The 18,763-nt window shown below is 61.2% G+C and carries 14 protein-coding genes; 8 read left to right on the top strand and 6 right to left on the bottom strand.

Annotation, left to right across the window (positions count from 1 at the left end; translation table 11 throughout):
- Nucleotides 1-29: 29 nt before the first annotated feature.
- Nucleotides 30-1,727, bottom strand: a complete 1,698-nt coding sequence (gene ilvD, locus GG26_RS01095) for a dihydroxy-acid dehydratase (protein ID WP_011430529.1) — start codon at nt 1,725-1,727, stop codon at nt 30-32.
- Between the two features lie 256 nt (nt 1,728-1,983).
- On the opposite strand from ilvD, the gene fbp reads away from it, so the two are divergent.
- The 3 genes from fbp to GG26_RS01080 all read left to right on the top strand — a co-directional run bounded on the left by fbp (nt 1,984) and on the right by GG26_RS01080 (nt 5,665).
- Complete coding sequence (fbp, locus tag GG26_RS01090) at nt 1,984-2,982, top strand: class 1 fructose-bisphosphatase (protein WP_011430530.1); 999 nt, start codon at nt 1,984-1,986, stop codon at nt 2,980-2,982.
- A 41-nt stretch (nt 2,983-3,023) separates the two neighbouring features.
- Nucleotides 3,024-4,574 carry a glucose-6-phosphate dehydrogenase gene (zwf, locus tag GG26_RS01085; protein ID WP_414388485.1) on the top strand — a complete coding sequence of 517 codons (1,551 nt, stop codon included), beginning with the start codon at nt 3,024-3,026 and terminating at the stop codon, nt 4,572-4,574.
- A 176-nt stretch (nt 4,575-4,750) separates the two neighbouring features.
- A complete protein-coding gene (locus GG26_RS01080; RefSeq protein ID WP_414388482.1) occupies nt 4,751-5,665 on the top strand; it encodes a tetratricopeptide repeat protein in 915 nt (304 codons plus the stop codon).
- Between the two features lie 2 nt (nt 5,666-5,667).
- Here GG26_RS01080 and dxs read toward each other — a convergent pair whose 3' ends face one another.
- Nucleotides 5,668-7,617: a 1-deoxy-D-xylulose-5-phosphate synthase gene (gene dxs / locus GG26_RS01075; RefSeq protein WP_011430533.1), complete on the bottom strand. Its 1,950-nt coding sequence runs from the start codon at nt 7,615-7,617 to the stop codon at nt 5,668-5,670.
- 146 nt (nt 7,618-7,763) lie between these two features.
- On the opposite strand from dxs, the gene cysK reads away from it, so the two are divergent.
- A complete protein-coding gene (gene cysK / locus GG26_RS01070) occupies nt 7,764-8,744 on the top strand; it encodes a cysteine synthase A (RefSeq protein WP_414388478.1) in 981 nt (326 codons plus the stop codon).
- Nucleotides 8,745-8,773: 29 nt separating this feature from the next.
- Here the strand turns inward: cysK and ileS are convergent, their stop codons facing one another.
- Together ileS and GG26_RS01060 are read right to left on the bottom strand one after the other, a co-directional pair.
- On the bottom strand, nt 8,774-11,539 hold the full coding sequence (gene ileS / locus GG26_RS01065; RefSeq protein WP_414388576.1) for an isoleucine--tRNA ligase: 2,766 nt from the start codon (nt 11,537-11,539) through the stop codon (nt 8,774-8,776).
- 564 nt (nt 11,540-12,103) lie between these two features.
- Entirely contained in the window at nt 12,104-12,877 is a 774-nt protein-coding gene (locus GG26_RS01060) for a nuclear transport factor 2 family protein (RefSeq protein ID WP_240527866.1), read from the bottom strand.
- Between the two features lie 202 nt (nt 12,878-13,079).
- Between GG26_RS01060 and GG26_RS01055 the strand changes: the two genes are divergently transcribed.
- The 4 genes from GG26_RS01055 (at nt 13,080) to GG26_RS01040 (ending at nt 17,298) form a co-directional block, all read left to right on the top strand.
- Nucleotides 13,080-13,493 carry a rhodanese-like domain-containing protein gene (locus GG26_RS01055; protein ID WP_414366866.1) on the top strand — a complete coding sequence of 138 codons (414 nt, stop codon included), beginning with the start codon at nt 13,080-13,082 and terminating at the stop codon, nt 13,491-13,493.
- 131 nt (nt 13,494-13,624) lie between these two features.
- Nucleotides 13,625-15,472, top strand: a complete 1,848-nt coding sequence (locus GG26_RS01050; protein WP_240527865.1) for an aminopeptidase P family protein — start codon at nt 13,625-13,627, stop codon at nt 15,470-15,472.
- 88 nt (nt 15,473-15,560) lie between these two features.
- Nucleotides 15,561-15,986 (top strand): TerB family tellurite resistance protein, encoded by a 426-nt coding sequence (locus tag GG26_RS01045; protein WP_011430539.1) that lies wholly within the window; start codon nt 15,561-15,563, stop codon nt 15,984-15,986.
- A 184-nt stretch (nt 15,987-16,170) separates the two neighbouring features.
- Entirely contained in the window at nt 16,171-17,298 is a 1,128-nt protein-coding gene (locus GG26_RS01040) for a TMEM43 family protein (protein WP_414388475.1), read from the top strand.
- 248 nt (nt 17,299-17,546) lie between these two features.
- Here GG26_RS01040 and GG26_RS01035 read toward each other — a convergent pair whose 3' ends face one another.
- On the bottom strand, nt 17,547-17,693 hold the full coding sequence (locus GG26_RS01035; RefSeq protein ID WP_206336951.1) for a hypothetical protein: 147 nt from the start codon (nt 17,691-17,693) through the stop codon (nt 17,547-17,549).
- A gap of 27 nt (nt 17,694-17,720) precedes the next feature.
- Nucleotides 17,721-18,752, bottom strand: a complete 1,032-nt coding sequence (locus tag GG26_RS01030; RefSeq protein WP_414388473.1) for a PLP-dependent aminotransferase family protein — start codon at nt 18,750-18,752, stop codon at nt 17,721-17,723.
- Nucleotides 18,753-18,763 lie beyond the last annotated feature (11 nt).

Below are 18,763 nucleotides of genomic sequence, written 5' to 3'. Positions count from 1 at the left end.
CTGAGGGAGAGGGGCCGGGGGTGAAGGGCCTAATCCCACAAGTTCAAATCCGTCACCGCCCCCAGGCTGCTGCTGGAGACCAGCTTGGCGTACTTGGCCAGAACACCCCGTTTGTAGCGGGGCTCGGGCGGAGCCCAGCGGGCGCGGCGGCGGGCCAGCTCTTCCTCACTAACATGCAGGTGCAACAGGCGAGCGGGGGCATCGATGGTAATGAGATCCCCTTCCTCCACCAGGGCAATGGGGCCGCCTACGTAGGCCTCAGGGGCCACATGGCCCACCACCATGCCGTAGGTGCCGCCGGAGAAGCGGCCATCGGTAATCAGGCCCACGCTGTCCCCCAGGCCGGCGCCGATGATGGCCGAAGTGGGGGAGAGCATCTCCCGCATGCCGGGGCCGCCCTTGGGGCCCTCGTAGCGGATCACCACTACGTCCCCCGGTCGAATTTGGCCGGCGAGGATGGCCTGCAGGCAGGATTCTTCTGAGTTGAAGACTCGCGCCGGCCCCGCGATCTTGGGAGTCTTGACGCCGCTGATCTTGGCCACCGCCCCTTCGGGCGCGAGGTTGCCTTTGAGGATAGCGATGTGCCCTTGGGGGTAAAGGGGGCTGTGCCAGGGGCGGATGACCTCTTGGTCGGGGCTGGGCTCGTCGGGCACGTCCCGCAAAACCTCGGCAATCGTCTGGCCGGAGATGGTGAGGCAGTCGCCGTGCAGCAGGCCGTGGTTGAGCAAGATCTTCATTACTTGGGGGATCCCGCCGGCCCGGTGCAGATCGGTGGCAACAAACCGGCCTGAAGGCTTGAGGTCGCAGAGGACGGGCACGCGGGCGCGGATGGTCTCGAAGTCATCCAGCGTCAGGGGCACTTCTGCTGCGTGGGCAATGGCCAAAAAGTGGAGCACGGCGTTGGTGGATCCCCCTACCGCCATGATGACCGAGATGGCGTTCTCAATGCTCTGGCGGGTGATGATGTCCCGGGGTCGGATATTGGCTTGGATGGCCTCAGCCAAGACCTTGGCCGATTGGGCAGCGCTTTCGGCTTTCTCTTCGTCCTCTGCCGCCATCGTGGAAGAGTAGGGCAGGCTCATGCCCATGGCCTCAAAGGCGCTGGACATGGTGTTGGCCGTGTACATGCCGCCGCAGGATCCAGCACCGGGACAAGCATGGCGCTCGACTGCCAGCAGCTCGTCCTCGGAGATGCGGCCAGCGCTGTACTCCCCTACGGCTTCAAAGGCGCTGACGATGGTGAGGTCGCGGCCGTTGTAATGCCCCGGCTTGATGGTGCCGCCGTAGACGAAGATGGCGGGCACGTTGAGACGGGCCATGGCGATCATCGCCCCCGGCATGTTTTTGTCGCAGCCGCCGATGGCCAAGAGACCATCCATGCTCTGGCCGTTGACCACCGTCTCGATAGAATCGGCGATCACCTCCCGCGACACCAAGGAGTATTTCATCCCCTCCGTACCCATGGAAATGCCGTCGCTGATGGTGATGGTGCCGAAGACCTGAGGCATGCAGCCGGCGGCCCTGAGGGCAGCTTCGGCGCGCTCGGCCAGGGTTTGGATGCCGATGTTGCAGGGAGTGATGGTGCTGTGGGCGTTGGCAATGCCGACGATGGGCTTGCCGAAGTCCTCATCACGGAAGCCCACGGCCCTGAGCATGGCGCGGTTGGGAGAGCGCTGCACCCCCTGGGTGACCACTTGGCTGCGCAGCGGAAAAGGAGGGTTGGCCATCATAGGTAAAGAGCGGGACAATAAGCCCGCGCTGGGATCCAATTCAAAAAAAACAAGTAGAACCTATCCTACTCGGTTTTTCGCCAGGCAAGCCGAACGAGAACCCTGCCGGCAGGCCAAATCTAAAGCAACCCTGTAAGTTCTCGGCTCTCGCTGTCGGGATTGGCCAGCCTAGCTAGTAAGAATCCTGAGGAAGCCTGCGATTATGGTGGTCAGTTCTTCTCCGCCCGTAGTGCCCAGCAGCGCCGAGCGCGAGATGGCGCGGGATGTGCTTACCCTCTCCCGGCATGTGCTGCAGCAGTTTAGCGGCTTTACCCCTGAGGCCCAAGACTTCAGCGCCCTGATGAACCGCATTGCTCTGGCCGGCAAGATGATCGCCCGCCGCCTCAGCCAGGCAGGGCTGATCGAGGGGACGCTGGGGGTAACCGGCAGCGTCAATGTGCAGGGGGAAGAGCAGCAGCGGATGGACGACTACGCCAACCGGGCCTTCATCCGCGCTTTGGAGCAGACCGGCCTGGTGTGCCGGCTGGTATCAGAAGAGCTGAAAACGCCGGCCCGCCTGCCGGAAAACTGCTCCCTCAGCCGCTTGGCCCTGCTGATCGATCCCTTGGATGGATCCTCCAACATTGACGCCAACCTCAGCGTCGGCTCTATCTTCTCCGTTCTTCACCCCCTTGAGGATCGTCCGGAAGCAGACAACCAAGATCTCCTCCAGCCAGGCCGTCGCCAACTGGCCGCCGGCTACATCCTCTACGGCCCCAGCACGCAACTGGTCTATTCCGTCGGCAAGGGAGTACACAGTTTTACCCTGGATCCCAGCTTGGGCGAGTTCATCCTCTCCAAGAGCGACCTTCGCATTCCCGAACGCGGCTCCGTCTACAGCCTTAACGAGGGCTACTTCTGTCAGTGGAGCGAAGGGATCCAGAACTATGTCCGCTATGTCCACCGCCGCGATGGCTACACCGCCCGCTACAGCGGCGCTCTGGTGGCGGATTTTCACCGCATCCTGTTGCAGGGAGGAGTGTATCTCTACCCTGGCACCCGGCAAAAACCAGAGGGCAAGCTGCGGCTGATGTACGAGGCCAACCCGCTGGCGTTTTTGGCTGAGCAGGCGGGAGGCGTAGCCACCACCGGCACCGAGGCCATCCTGGACATCGTGCCCCAATCCCTGCACCAACGAGTGCCTTTGATTATCGGCAGCCGCAAGAATGTGGAAGAAGTGTTGCGCTGCCTGGAAGGGTCGTTGACCCCCTAGCCACCCTTCCCAACCCCGCCCACCCAAGCTGAGCCGACCCTATGGCAACCCTGACTGAAAACCCCTTGCGCGTTGGCCTCAACCAAGAGCGCATTCCGGATCCTTGTATTTTGGTGCAGTTTGGTGCTTCCGGAGATCTGGCCGCCCGCAAGCTGATCCCGGCCTACTACCGGCTATTCGTGCAGCGACGGCTGCCGCCGGAGTTTACCCTGGTGGGGGTGGCCCGGCGCGACTGGAGCCACGAGGTCTATCGGGACAAGATGCGGGCGGCCCTGGAAGAATTTGCCCCCCAGGATCTGGGGCCAGAAGCCCTCTGGCAAGACTTTGCCAGCCGCCTGTTTTACTGTCGCCTGGATATTGGCGATGCCGAGGGCTACCTGCGCCTCAAGCAATTCCTCAGCGAATTGGAAGAAGAGCGGGGCACCCGCGGCAACCGGGTGTTTTATCTGGCGGTGGCGCCGGACTTCTATGCCCAGGCCCTCCAGCAGTTGGGGGCAGCGGGGATGCTGGCGGATCCAACCAGGACGCGGGTGGTGATTGAAAAGCCCTTCGGCCACGACCTCACCTCGGCCCAGGAGCTGAACCGCCTTGTGCAGCGCATCTGTCAGGAAGAGCAGGTCTACCGCATCGACCACTACCTGGGCAAAGAGACGGTGCAAAACCTGCTGGTCTTCCGCTTTGCCAACGCCATCTTTGAGCCTCTCTGGAACCGCAACTACATCGACCATGTGCAGATTACGGTAGCGGAAACGGTAGGGGTGGAGGATCGGGCCGGCTACTACGACGCTGCCGGCGCCCTGCGGGACATGGTGCAGAACCACCTAATGCAGATCTATTGCCTGACGGCCATGGAGCCGCCCGTCTCCTTGCGCAGCGACGGCGTGCGCAACGAAAAGACTAAGGTGCTGCAGGCCACCCGCCTGGCGGACACTCGCAATGTAGCTGCGGCAGCAGTGCGGGCCCAGTACGGCCCTGGTTGGATTGGCGGCAAGCCGGTGCCCGGCTATCGCCAAGAGCCCAATGTTAACCCCAACTCGCAGACCCCCACCTACGTTGCCCTGAAACTGGAATGCGACACCTGGCGGTGGCAGGGGGTGCCCTTTTACCTGCGCACCGGCAAGCGCCTAGCCAAGAAGGTCTCCGAGGTGGCCATCTACTTTAAGCAGGTGCCGCTATCTCTTTTTCCTTCGGCAGCGCGGGAGGTGAGCCCCAACATCCTGGTGCTGCGCATCCAGCCCAACGAGGGCATCTCCTTGCGTTTTGAGGCCAAGATGCCCGGGCCGGAGATCCGCACCCGCTCGGTGGAAATGGATTTTCGCTACGGGACAGCCTTTGGGTCAACCACGCCAGATGCCTACGAGCGCCTACTGTTGGACTGCCTGCTGGGGGATCCCACCCTGTTCACCCGCGCTGACGAGGTGGAAGCCGCCTGGCGGGTGGTGACGCCGGTTTTATCGGCCTGGGAAGCCCAGCCCGGCGGCAATGGCAGCAGCGTTGCGCCGCCGCTGTACACCTACGAAGCCGGCACCTGGGGGCCGAAGGCCGCCGAAGACCTGCTGGCCCAGTCCGGGCGGCGGTGGCGACGCCTCTAGTTTGTTTCAATCGCTGCCTTTACCCCCAGCCCCTCTTCCTCAGGGAGGGGGGAGTTGGAGGCCGCCGACACGTTCGCGACAGCGTTGGATAGCAATATGGTTGAAACCAGTCCTGGCAGGAAGGATCCCCGCTTGCTGCAGCTAACATGGGCATGGCCTGTTTTTGCGTGGGTGTCATGCCGCCGCTGTTATTCCGGTTGTCTGTCCGGTTTTTGCTAACCTTGCCGCTGGGCCTCGCCATGGTGTTGGGGGGAGGGAAATGGGATCCCGCTCGAGCCCAGGTGTTGCTGCGTGTTCCCCTGCCCAATGGGGAGTTGATGCAGGCCCAGGGGCTGCAACTGGCCACCAACGCGCTGCGGCTGGCCCAGTTTGGCCAGACGGAAGAGGCGCTGCGCCGCCTGCAACTGGCGGTGGCCATGGTGCCCACCTCTTCCGAGCTGCTCTACGTTTTGGGCAACGTCCACCTGGAGCTAGGAGACTATGGCCAAGCCATCCAAGCGCTGCAAAAGGCCCGCGCCCTGGCTCCCGACGACGCCGACATTCTCTACTCGCTGGGATCTGCTTACTTGCGGCAGGGCAGCTATTTTGCCGCCGCTGAAACCCTGGAACGGGCTGTTGCCTTGCAGCCAGATAGCCCCAACGCCCGCTTTCAACTGGGCAATGCCTACCTCATGCTCGACCAATGGGATCGCGCCCGGCAGGAGTATGAGAAAACCTTGGAGTTGGATCCCGCCTATTGGCCGGCCATGAACAACATCGGCCTGGTGGACTATGAACAAGGGGATCTGGAGGCGGCCATCGAGCGCTGGGAACGCACCATCGAGATGAACGACGCGGTGGCAGAGCCCTACCTAGCCCTGGCTACGGCCCTCTACGTTCGCGGCGAAACCGAACGGGCGGAAGAACTGGGGGCCAAGGCCATGCGCCTGGATCCCAGCTATGCCCGGCTAGAGGTGCTGCGGGAGAACCTGTGGCGGGAGAACCTGCTGCGGGATGTGCAAATCCTCCTGCGCACCCGTCCTGTTGCAGAGGCTCTGCAGCAAGCCGCCATCGAGCAGTTCAACCAGCAGATGGGCCTTGGGAAAGAGTAGGCTCAGGAGCTGCCCAGAATAGCTTGAGCCTGCGAGGCCCTCTGTCCCTGAAGGGCCTCGACCTTGGCCCGGATGCGCTCGGCAATGCCGACGCTGTTCAGGCCCAGTTCCGCCAGCGATTCTTCAGGAGTGGCGTGCTCCACCCACACATCCGGCACCCCCAGGCGCAACAGCGGCACTCGGATATCGGCATCCAGGAGAGCTTCCCCCACTGCCGAGCCAAACCCGCCCATGAGGCAGCCTTCTTCCACCGTCACCACCAGGCGGCTCTGTTGGGCCAGGGGCAGGATCAGCTCGGTATCCAGAGGCTTGGCAAAGCGGGCATTGACTACCGTCGTGGAGATGCCGTGTTCCTTGAGGATCTCCGCTGCCTGCAAACTGGGATGCACCATCGACCCATAGGCTAGGATCAGGACCTCGCCGCCGCTGCGCAGCACCTCTGCTTTGCCGATGGGAATGGGCTCCCACCCCTCTTCGGCCAGAGGCACCCCCACGCCAGCTCCGCGCGGGTAACGCATGGCGATGGGGCCCTTTGTGTACTGGATCCCGGTCACCACCATGCGCTGCAGCTCCGCCTCGTCTTTGGGGGCCATCAGCACCATCTCGGGAATGCAGCGCAGATAGGCAATGTCGTACATGCCCTGGTGGGTGGGGCCGTCCGCTCCCACCACCCCTGCCCGATCCAAGCAGAAAAAGACCGGCAGCTTTTGAATGCAGACATCGTGGATGATCTGGTCGTAGGCCCGCTGCAGGAAGGTGGAATAGATGGCCACCACCGGTCGCATCCCCTCGCAGGCCATGCCAGCAGCCAAAGTAACAGCGTGCTGCTCGGCAATCCCCACATCCACGAACTGATCCGGCAGTTTTTCTTTGAGCTTGTCTAGGCCGGTGCCGGTGTCCATAGCCGCCGTGATGCCAATGATGCGGGGATCCCGCTCCGCCAGTTTACAAAGAGTGTGGCCGAAGACCTTGCTATAGCTAGGGGGAGTGGGTTTGGTAGGAGGATAGGGTTTGCCGGTGGCTAGGTCGAAGCGGGATTGGGCGTGATAGCTTACCTGCTCAGCCTCTGCCGGTGGGTAGCCCTTGCCCTTGACCGTAGCCACGTGCACCAGCACCGGCCCAGAGATGCCGTGGGCCAGCTCAAAAGCATCCAACAATTCCGCCAGGTTGTGCCCGTCCACCGGCCCTACGTAGGTAAAGCCCAGCTCCTCAAAGATGATGCCGGCCTTGTTGTTCTGCACGGCAGTAACCAGCTTCACCGTCTCCTTGAGACGGTCGATTTCCGGGCTGAGGCTGGAGCCAACTAGAGGTAGGTTCTTTAGCTGCTCCTCCAGGCTGTCGGCCAAAAACTGCACCGGTGGGCTGAGGCGCAGGCGGTTTAAATAGCGCGGGATGGCCCCCACATTGGGGGAAATCGACATGCCGTTGTCGTTGAGAATCACCATCAAGTTGGTCTTGGGCAGGTGCCCGGCGTGGTTGATGGCTTCATAGGCCATGCCCCCAGTCAGGGCGCCATCCCCGATGATGGCCACCACCTTGAAGTTTTCTCCCCGCCGATCCCGAGCGATGGCCATGCCCAGGGCTGCCGAGATGCTGGTGGAGGCGTGGCCGGCCCCAAAGTGGTCGAAGCGGCTTTCGCTGCGCTTTAGGTAGCCGGAGATCCCCCCCTTTTGGCGAATGGTGTGGAAGTTGTGATACCTGCCGGTGAGCATTTTGTGGGCATAGGCTTGGTGCCCCACATCCCAGATAACCTTGTCGCGATCCAGGTCGAGGGTTTTGTAGAGCGCCAAGGTCAGCTCCACCACCCCCAACCCTGGCCCTAGGTGACAGCCGACTGGGGAGTTGGCAGCCGTTTGCAAGTGTTTTTCGCGGATCTGGCGAGCTAAGCTGCGCAACTGGCTGAGGCTTAGGTTGCGGAGCTGGTTGGGATGAGTGATTTCACTCAGGTGCATAGGGGATCTGTCCTTCCGGTGTGATCTCACTCTAGATCATGGCTTTCCCAGAGGGCTTGGCTGGAGTCTTTTCAAAACTTCGCTGGATGTCTCCCGCTGCAGGGTTAGCATCGGACAAAGGCCCCGCTTTTCGAGGTTGCCTGCCCATGAGGATTGCCGACAACATCACCCAACTCATCGGTCGCACGCCGTTGGTGCGGCTCAACCGGATCCCGCGGGCGGAGGGATGCCTGGCGGAGATTGTGGTTAAACTGGAGAGCTTCAACCCGGCGGCCTCGGTAAAAGACCGCATTGCCGTCAGCATGATCGAGGCAGCTGAGCAAGCCGGTTTAATTTCCCCCGGCAAGACCATTTTGGTGGAACCCACCTCCGGCAACACGGGCATTGGCTTAGCTATGGCGGCAGCGGCCAAGGGCTACCGGCTCATCATTGTCATGCCTGAGAGCATGAGCCTGGAGCGGCGGCTGCTGTTGAAGGCCTACGGGGCAGAGGTGCACCTAGCCAGCAGCGCCGGTGGCATGGGAGAGGCCATTTGGAAGGCGGAGGAGATCGTGCGCCGCACCCCCAATGCCTACATGCTGGGCCAATTCACCAACCCCGCCAATCCCCAGATCCACGCCCGCACCACCGGCCCCGAGATCTGGGAGGACACCGATGGCCAGGTGGATATCCTCGTGGCGGGGGTGGGCACTGGCGGCACCATTACTGGGGCGGGCGAGTTTCTCAAGAGTAAGAAACCTTCCATTCGGCTAGTGGCCGTCGAGCCCAAGGCAAGCGCGGTTCTAAGCGGGGGACGGCCCGGTTTTCACCGCATCGAGGGCATCGGGGCGGGGTTTGTGCCGGAGGTGTTGCGGCGCGACCTGCTGGACGAGGTAATTGCGGTAGATGACGAGGAGAGCATGGTCTACAGCCGCCGCCTGGCCAAAGAAGAAGGGATCCTCTCCGGCATCTCCACCGGGGCAGCCCTGGCTGCCGCTATCCAGGTGGGGCGGCGACCGGAAAACGCCGGCAAGCTGATCGTGATGATCCAGCCCAGCTTTGGCGAGCGCTACCTGAGCACGCCCCTCTTCCGCAACCTGGAGCGGGAGGAGGCCGACGCCGGGATCCTGCAGGCCAACCCAACCTAGGCCAACAATTCCGACAATCCATCCGACGTTCAAAATTCGCCGGCCAGGGCTGCCACACAGCGCTCGCACAGCTCTGGGTGTTCGGCAAACTCGCCCACCCGGGTGGAATAGTTCCAGCAGCGCACGCATTTTTTCCCCTCCGCTGGCTGAACGGCAACCTGTAGATCCTCCTCTCCAGGGCCGGCCTTGACCAACTCGACTTGGGAAGTGATAAACAGGTAGCGCAGCTCGGCTGCCCGCTCCTCCAGCAGGGCATGTAGGTGGGGATCCGCCACCTTGAGGATGAGTTTGGCCTCGGTGGAAGCGCCGATGACCTTGTCGGTGCGGGCCTGCTCCAGGGCCTTGTTCACCTCCTGCCGCACCGCCCGCAGCTTTTCCCAGGTGGCGGCCAACTGGGGATCCCGCCACTGCTCCGGCAGCCGCATCCAGCCCCCTTCGAACACCGAGCGGGTGGGCTTGGGGTAGGGCAGGTAGCTCCAGATCTCTTCGGCTAGGTGGGAGAGCACGGGGGCAATGGCCTTGGCCAAGTTCTCCAGCACCAGCGACAGCACCGTCTGGCACTGCCGCCGCCGCAGGCTGCGGGCGTGGCTGATGTAGAGGCGATCCTTGCCGATATCCAAGTAGAAATTGGAGAGATCCACCACACAGAAGTTTTGAACCGCTTGGAAAAAGCGGTAGAACTGGTAGTTTTCAAACGATTCGGTGATCTCCGCTCCCACCTCCTGCAGGCGGTGCAGGATGTAGCGATCCAACTCCGTCAACGCTTCAAAAGGAACAGCATCCTGCGCCGGGTTGAAGTCGTAGAGGTTGCTCAGCAAAAAGCGGGCCGTGTTGCGGATCTTGCGGTAGACATCCGCCATCTGCCCCAGAATGGTCTTGCCTATCGGCACATCGCCGGAGTAGTCGACGCTGGAGACCCACAGCCGCAGCACATCGGCCCCGTAGGCGGGATCCGTCTGCGGATTGCTGCCGCCGTTGATGAGCAGCAGGGGATCGATGACGTTGCCCAGGGACTTGCTCATCTTCTGGCCCTTTTCGTCCAGCACAAAGCCGTGGGTGAGCACCGCCTTGTAAGGGGCCTGGCCGTTGACGGCCACGGAAGTCAGCAAGCTGGACTGGAACCAACCCCGGTGCTGGTCGGAACCCTCCAGGTAGAGATCCACGGGGTAGCCCAACCCGCGTGCCCGGGCCACCGCCGCCCAGGAGGAGCCGGAGTCAAACCAGACATCCATGGTGTCTGTGCCCTTGCGGTAGGTGCGGCCATGGCGGCGGTACTGCTCCGGCAGCAGCTCTTCCACCGGGCGCTTCCACCAGGCGTCGGATCCCTCTTGGGCGAAGATGGCCTTGATGTGGTCGATAGTTTCGGCTGTGAGCAGCACCTCGCCGGTCTCCTCGTCGTAAAAGACGGGGATGGGCACGCCCCAGGCCCGCTGGCGGGAGATACACCAGTCGGAGCGCTCCTTGACCATGGCGGTGATGCGGTTTTCCCCTTCCGGCGGGATCCACTTCACGGTTTTGATGGCCTGCAGAGCCAGCTCCCGGAAGCCGGCTACAGAGGCAAACCACTGCTCGGTGGCCCGGAAGATGGTTGGTTCTTTGGTGCGCCAGTCGTAGGGGTATTTGTGGTTGTAGGGTTCTTCCTTGAGCAGGGCGCCGACAGCCCGCAAAGCCTTAATGACAGCTAGGTTGCCACTGGTTTCTGGTTCTTTGGAGAGCACATCTAGCCCGACAAACTGGGATCCGGCCTCGGCGGTGAATCTCCCCTGCTCATCCACAGGGCTGAGGATGGGCAGGCCGTATTTTTGGCCGGTCTTGAAGTCCTCTTCCCCATGCCCCGGCGCCGTGTGGACAATGCCGGTGCCGGACTCGGTGGTAACATAGTCCCCCAGCACACAGAGGCTGCTGCGGTCGAAGAGGGGGTGGCGTCCCTGGCAGTACTCCAGGGCGGATCCCGGCAGGGTGGCCTTGACCTCTAAGGGGGTCTCCAGGACTTTCTCCAGCCGCTGCCGCAAATCGGCGGCAATCAGTAGTAGGCCGAAGCGGGGAGACTCCACCACCGCATAGGTAAGCTTGGGATTGAAACAGAGAGCCAAGTTGGCCGGGATCGTCCACGGGGTAGTCGTCCAGATGGCCGCCCGCAGGCCTGGCAAGAAGGGCTCCAAAATCGGCTGCGCCGCCGGGCTGAGGCTCTGCAGAGGAAAAGCTACGTAGATGCTGGGGGAGATGTGGTTGTCGGGATATTCCAGCTCCGCTTCCGCCAGGGCTGTCTGGGAGCTGGGGCTCCAGTGGACGGGCTTGAGGCCGCGGTAGATGTAGCCTTTAAGGGCCATCTGGCCAAACACCTCGATCTGGGCCGCCTCGTACTCCGGCGATAGGGTCAGGTAGGGCCGATCCCAATCTCCCCATACCCCCAGCCGCTGAAAACTGGCCCGCTGCACGTCGACGTAGTGCAAGGCGTACTCTCTGGCCTTTTGCCGCAGTTGTAGGGGGGTGAGGCTCTGCCGCTCCTGGGGGGAGAGGCTTTGCAACACCTTCAGCTCGATGGGCAGACCGTGGCAATCCCAGCCGGGCACATAGCGCACCTTGCGCCCCTGCAGGAGGTGGTACTTGTTGATGATGTCCTTGAGGATCTTGTTGAGGGTGGTGCCCATGTGGATGTCGCCATTGGCATAGGGCGGCCCATCGTGCAGCACAAAGGGATCCCCAGGATTGTTCTCCGACAGACGCTGATAGATTTGCTCTTCCTGCCAAAAGGCTTGGATGGCGGGCTCCCTCTTGGCAGCCTCCGCCCGCATGGGAAACTGGGTTTGCGGCAGGTTGAGGGTACTTTTGTAGTCCACGGCAACTTGAGCAGGCTAAAGGGCGTCCTTCTATCCTACGCCGTTGCCTCGTTCTCAGTCTCCTTGGCCTGAGGGGAAGGGATCCGGCCCGCCACCTTGGTAAAGATTTGTGCTAGCCTCAGGATGTCGTTGAGTAAGGGAGGTTCCAGCGGATGCCAGATAGTAGTTGTTGTAAGGGTCGTCAAGTTGGGTTCAGCCGGCTGTGCGCCGGGGCTGTTCTCTAACGGCCTGAACTCAGATCCTTAGCTTGCTGAGGAGTCTTCGCGTTCTGGCTCGCTTGGAGTTCCTCCCGGCAGTCAGGTTCCAGTTGAAGGCCCGCTAGACCGCTCTCTCCTGGACCGCCTGTTTTGCCTGGGTGGTGGGGGAGAGCGGATAGTTTTTCTGCAAGTTTTCGACGACCGCCGGGGCTTGGAGTCGAGCAGAAATCTTCCGAGGGCTTCCAGACCTCTCAAATCTCAGCTTCGCCCAAAAGATCTCAACAACTACCCAGGTCAAGAGTCCTTAAGGGCTGTCGATCCCTCAGGGTTGAATGACGAGGCGCCGGCTTTCGACAACAAGGCCACTCTGGTTGACTAGCATCACCGAGAGCCAGCGGGCGCCAGCTTCTGGCGGCGCATCTGCCTGCAGGAAGAGCCCGCCCGCCTGCAGAGGTTCAAGGGCAAACGAAGTTAGATCTAAGTAGCCGGCCGCAGCCACGGGCTGCTCCTCGACGGCGCCCAACAGCAAAGATTGGGCGAGGGGCTCGGCCACAATGGCCTGCAGCGAGTAGGGGGATCCCGGCTTGACCACCTCCGGCAACCTGAAGGTGACGGTGGGGGGCGCCGAGCCGGAGGTGAGGGTGCTGGCCTCCCGCAGCACTTCCTGCTCCACCAACAGCAGTTGCTCCGGCTTGGCCGCATTCGGGCGGTAGCGGTTGCGCACCAGGGCAGAGGCCTGCACCTGAAACTCCCCCCGCGCTGAAGATTGGGATCCCTGCACTTGGCTGGCGATCTCGGCCACGATCTCAGGGCCTAGCCGCCGCCAAGAGAGAATTTCCGCTGCGTAGGTCAGCTGGGGATGGGCCTCCCACAGCTTGCGAATGGCCCTTTCCACCCCCTGCCGATCCAGGCCGTCGCGGTGGCGGAAGTCGGGGCTATAGCCGGCCATCACCTCCTCCAGATCCCGCCGGTTGGCGGCCTCTATTTGCTCTTGCAGCCACTTCACCAAGGGAGCCGGTGCCGGGGCGGAGACCTGTTTTTGGATCCCGCTTTCCAGAGGCAAGGGGGCAGCCTGGGCCGCTGCCTTGCTGGGCAAAGGGATCCCCCAGCTCAAAGTCAGAGCAAGGAACCCAAGCAGTTGGGAAAGGGTGGATTGGAAGCTCAAACTGGGGGCCTCCGGCGGCAAATCTGCCTTTCTTTAGTTTAGCTTGCTGAGGATCGAGGTTTTGAGGTTTGGCGTTGCCTCAATGGAGTGGGCCTGGGTTTATCCTGGGAGCTGGGTTCTCGGCGAGGTGTGCATGGCGTCCCACCACTCCCCTGCTTTCTTAGCTTTGGTCAACGAGGCCAAAAGCCGCATCCAAGAGCTGACAGTCGAGCAAGTCAGGCAGAAACAACTGCAAGGGGATCCCTTTTATTTGGTCGACGTGCGGGAAGAGTCGGAGTGGCAGGCCGGCCACATCGTCGGCGCCATTCACCTCAGCAAAGGCATTATCGAGCGGGACATCGAGAAGGTGATCCCAGACAAAGAAGCCGAGATTGTCCTCTATTGTGGCGGCGGCTTTCGTTCGGCGCTGGCAGCCGATAACCTGCAAAAGATGGGCTACCGCCGCGTGATCTCCATGGACGGCGGGATCCGCGCTTGGCGAGAGGCCGGCTTTCCCGAATCTCAGCCCTCACCCCCAACCCCTCTCCCAGAGGGAGAGGGGAGTTAGAGCGGTGCGTTCGCAACCGCGTCGCCTAGCAATAACGCAGAAGCCCTTGGCTACTGCTTCGCAGTTGACCAGCGGCCTAGGTAGCCGGTTCCTCTCTTCCCATCTGCTTTCCCAAGGTAAAGAGAACTATATTGGTCTCTAAGGTCATCGGCCCAGATCTCCCTCTCATCCCCACCATGCTCCAAACCCTGCCCCGCCTGGATATTGCCACTCGTTTGCAGCAGTTGCGCCAGCTTTTGCAGGAACAAAATCTCGATGGCTTTTGGGTGCCCTCGGCTGATGAGCACCTCAATGAGTATTTGCTGGAATATCGCAAGCGGCGGCAGTGGATCACGGGCTTTACCGGCTCGGTGGGCGATGCCCTAATCAGCCAAGACCGCGCCTGGCTGTGGGTGGATCCCCGCTACCACGAGCAGGCGGAGCGGGAGGTGGATCCCAACCTGTTTACGGTGATCAAAGGCGGCCTGCCGGATCAGCCCAGCCTGATGGAGATCGTGGAAGAGCTGGGATCCGGCTTTCGCCTGGGGGTGGATCCTTTTACGGTGTCGGTGGCCACCTACCGCCAGTTGCAAGCCCACGCCCAAGCCGGAGGAGTGCTGCTGGTGCCGGTTAGCGAAAACCCACTGGACAAGCTGGCCAAGGAATCTAGCCAAGCCCTCTTGGAGCAACCCATCTACCCTGTCCCTGCCCAGCTCTGCGGAGCCCCCCCCAGCGACAAGCTGGCCCAGGTGCGCCAGGAGATGCGCCGCAAGCGGGTGGGACTGTTGCCCCTAACCAAACTGGATCAGGTAGCTTGGCTGTTTAACCTGCGCGGCTCCGACATTCCCTACAACCCGGTCTTCCGCGCCTATGCGCTAGTTGCCCTGGAGAGGGTTGCCCTGTTTACTGATCTGGAGCGCCTCACTCCCTCCGCAAAGCAAGTGCTGGCTGAGGCAGGGGTAGAGCTCTGGCCCTACGAGGCCTACCGGGAACAACTGCCCCAGTGGGCCGAGCGCTACGGGCCAGTGGGAGTAGATCCCAAGCAGACTACCCAGGGCACGCAAGAGCTGCTGCGGGGGGCAACCTGTCGCGAGTTGGATCACCCCGTGGATCTCCTCAAGGCGGTCAAAAACCCCACCGAGCTGGAGCAGATGCGCCTGGCCAACCGCAAAGCCAGCCGGGCCAAGATCCGCACCCTGGCCTGGATTGACCGGCAAATCCAAGCAGGGATCCCCATCAGCGAAGCCGATGTGGCCGCTGTTATGGAGGCCCACTACCGCGAGGAAGGGGATTGGGTGGGCCTGAGCTTCAACACCATTGCTGGGGCCGGCGCCAACAGCTCCATCGTCCACTACGGCACCCCCGATCCCCAGAAGTTCTTGCAGACAGGCGAGTTGTTTCTGTTGGATTCCGGATCCCACTACCTGGGGGGCACGACCGACGCTACCCGCACCCTCTGGATTGGCCCGCAACCGGCGGATCCCCTGTGCCGGCGGCGCTACACCGAGGTGCTCAAAGCCCACATTCACTGCGCCCGTCAGATCTTCCCCCCCGATACCTACGGCGTCTCCTTGGATGGCATTGCCCGTTCCAGCCTTTGGCAAGCGGGGCTGGACTACGGCCACGGTACCGGCCACGGTGTCGGCGCCTTTTTGAACGTCCACGAGGGGCCCAACGGGATCCACCGCCGCGCCAGCACCCCCCTCAAGGTAGGCATGATCACCAGTATCGAGCCGGGCTACTACCAGCCGGGCTGGGGTGGAATTCGCCTAGAGAACCTCTACGAAGTGATTGCAATTCCGGAGCCAGAGGGCTGGATGGGCTTTCGCTCCCTGACTTGGATCCCTTTCGATAGGCGGCTGATCGATTGGGATCTCTTGGACGAGGCACAGCGGGCTTGGCTTGAGGAGTATCACCGCCAGGTCTACGCCATTCACCACGCCACCTTGTCAGAACAAGATGCCGCCTGGTTAAAACGCGCCTGCGGCCTCGCCGAGTGAGACTGCCCCTGGCCAGCCCCTTCCCAGCTCGCTCAGGGCCCCAGAACCCCGACCGCCAGCGGCACCTCTAGCGACAAGGGATCCCGCCATGAACCCGACAACCCAACATCGGCTCATCCTCAAAATTGTGGCCGGCTCCGCCTGGGCCGATGGGCACCTAGAGCCGCAGGAGTTGGCCTATCTGAGATCCCTGCTGCGCCGCTATGGTTTGGAGCACGATGCCGAGCTGCGAGAGCTGATCCAAGAGCCCATTCCGATGGCGCAAACGGAGCGCTGGATGGCCGATTATCTCGCCCAGGCCACCGAAACCGAGCGCCTACAACTTCTGGGGGCAATCGGCAACCTGATGATGGCCGACAACGCCGTTTCTCCGGAAGAGCACGACCTTTTGGATGACTACTACACCCTAATGGCAGGGATCCCGCCTCGCCCAGAATCGGCACCCCATCTGGTGAAGGGCGTGGGGCAGTTTTTCCGGCGCCTGGTCAAGGCTGTAAGGGGGGACATTGCTTAATCAATTCTTAGCTGAAAAATAGGGTTCTCATAACCTGTACGAGGTGCAATCTACTTCTGGAATAGACATAAGTTTGGAAAAGTTAAAAACTTGCTCTGAATTCTATAATTCTATAAAACGGCTAGATTTCATGGATAAATAGAAGGGGCTGTGCTAGACTGAAGTCATCGCTGGGGACAGGGCTATGGCTGAGCGTTATAGACAGGTAGAGCGGGTTGGGTTTGGCTCGCGGCTGGCCAGTTCTTTTGTATCAGTGTTTGTTGGATTGATTTTATTTTTGGGATCGTTCTGGCTTTTGTTTTGGAATGAGGGGCGGGTCAACCTTGCCCAAGTGGCAACTGGGGCCATTGAAATCAGTCCATTGGGCTCGCCCTCTGCGCCTCTTGGAAGCTTAGTATCGCTCACAGGCCCAATTACCAGCAATGAGCTTTTGGGCGATAATCTCTTCCTGCGGCCAGGGCCGTATATTGCCGTCAGGCGCAAGGCGGAAATGTATGCTTGGGAAGAGGAAAAAGAAACTCGCACTCAAGAGGAGTTTGGCGGATCGGAAGTCAGAGAGACAATCTATACTTACACCAAAGTCTGGACGGAAAACCCCGAAGATTCAAGCCGGTTTTATCGCAGCAGTGAGCACGTCAACCCACCGATGGCTTTTTCCAGCCAACTCTTTCGAGTCAGCCAGGCTCAAATTGGGAATTACCGAATTGGAATGCAAGATTTGCAGATCGAAACTCCCTACGCTGTTCCTCTGGAGCCCCAAACGTTGATCCTGGGGATCCCAGCTAGGGTGGAAGGCTCTTATGTTTTCAAGGGGCGGGGAACCCTGGCCAATCCACAAATTGGCGATATGCGAACTTCGTACACTGCCTTGTACAGCGGAACTCAAGTAACTGTCTTTGGTCGTTTGGCCACCCCTAACAGCCTAGAGAGCTACCTGGGGCCGCGCAGCATTCGATTTTATCGGCTATTTGCCAGCGATCGATTTGCAGCCATTGAGCGTCTTGCTGCCGAACACAATGCCCTGACTTGGATCCTGCGCTTTGTGGGATTCTTGATGATGTGGATCGGGGCCGACTCTTTCTTCGTCCCCCTTCATACGATGCTCAGCATCTTTCCTTTTCTAAGCGGCCTGGGGCGATCTATGACGAGAGTGGTCACCTTTTTCATAGCCTTGGTTTTAACAGGGACGACTATTTTAGTCTCATCGATAGTGCATAATCCGGTGGCGCTGCTCCTCTGTTTGGGTGTGGCGGGAGTTTTCATCCTCAACGTGCTGGGGCGACGTCCCAGACGGCAAGTGGCAGGTTTTTAAGAGTTCCTCTGCCGGCACAGCAAAGAGCTTGCAGCGCTGCTGCATCCATTCAAATATGGCTGCTCCGAAGAGCAGCGAAATAGCTTGTCTCGATTCCTCTTACTTTCCCCTCACCCCCAACTTCTCTCCCGAAGGACAAAAGGAGCTGGGGATCAAGGCAAACGGTTTCAACGCAATTTGGAGCGACCAACCTACTAATCCCCGAAGGTTAAGAGCCGCTTTGTGGCTGCCCTAGCAGATTCTTTTTCCTATATTGATCGTTGGCCCATGAGTTTGTACAGTTGCTCTCCGAGGATCTGGATGCCGCTGAGGATGCGCTCTTCCGGTTGGTAGCTGAAGGCGAGGCGCAGGGCGTGATCCCCTTGGCCATCAGCAAAGCAGTGGGTACCCGGCAAGAAAGTTACCCCCAGCGCTCGGGTGGCCTACAGCAAGGTGTTGGCACTCAGGGGAGGGGGCAGCTCGCACCAGATAAAGAATCCACCCCCAGGGGCCTCCACCTTGACTTCAGGGGGAAAACATTGAGCGATGGCCTCCAACATCAGGTGGCACTTTTCTCGGTAACGGCGGATCAAAAGCTGAATGTGGCTCTCTAGGCGGCCTTCCCCGCAGTATCGGGCCACCACCCGGCCCAAAAAAGGCCCCAGGGATCCCTCGCTGCGAAACATCTCCAAGCGGCGGATGATCTCGGGATGGCCACAGGCCCAGCCCACCCGCACCCCCGGCGCCACAATCTTGGAAAAGGTGCCCACGTGCAGAACCCAGCCCTCTTTATCCAGCGCGGCCAAACTGGGCAAGGGATCCCCGACAAAGCGCAGGTCGTAGTAGGCCTCGTCCTCCACCACCACCACGCTGTATTCAGCCGCCAACTGCAGCAGCTTCTGCCGCCGCGGCCAAGAGAGGGTGCAGCCCCTAGGGTTGTGAAAGGTGGGAATGGTGTAGATAAAGCGGGGTGGGATCCCTTGGCGGGCTAGCTCGCGCAACACCTCTTCCAGGCGATCCACCACCATGCCCTCCCCATCCACCGGGATCGAGATCAGACGCGCCCCTGCCGCCGCAAAACGGCTGACCGCCCCCATGAAGGTGGGCCCCTCCACGATCACCACATCCCCCGGCTCCACAAAGACCTGGGGCAAGAGGCCAAGGATCTGCCCAGAGCCATAGCCGATCAAGAGGTTTTCCGGCTGCGCCTCCACCCCTCTGGCCCGCATCAACTGCTGCACCACCTCGATCAACCCGGCAAAGGTGCCGCCGTAATTGAGGGCAGCATCCCCATCTTCCGCCAACACCTCCGCTGTCGCCCGCGCCAGGTCGGCCTTGGGAAACAACCGCGGATCCGCCAGGCCAAAGGTAAAACTGGTTACTACCGGCACCGCCCCAGCGATCTCCGCGCCAACAGGAGGCGGGATCACCGCCTGGGCCCGCCGGGCGAACAGGGTCTCTAAGAGGGGCCGCATCCGAATCTTCA

Origin of the sequence: Synechococcus sp. 'PEA 65AY6A-5F PE A' (assembly GCF_047462575.1) — a bacterium.
Classification (GTDB): Bacteria; Cyanobacteriota; Cyanobacteriia; order Thermostichales; family Thermostichaceae; genus Thermostichus.
Note: the sequence above shows the minus strand (reverse complement) of the source record. Positions and strands in the feature narration are given on the sequence as shown.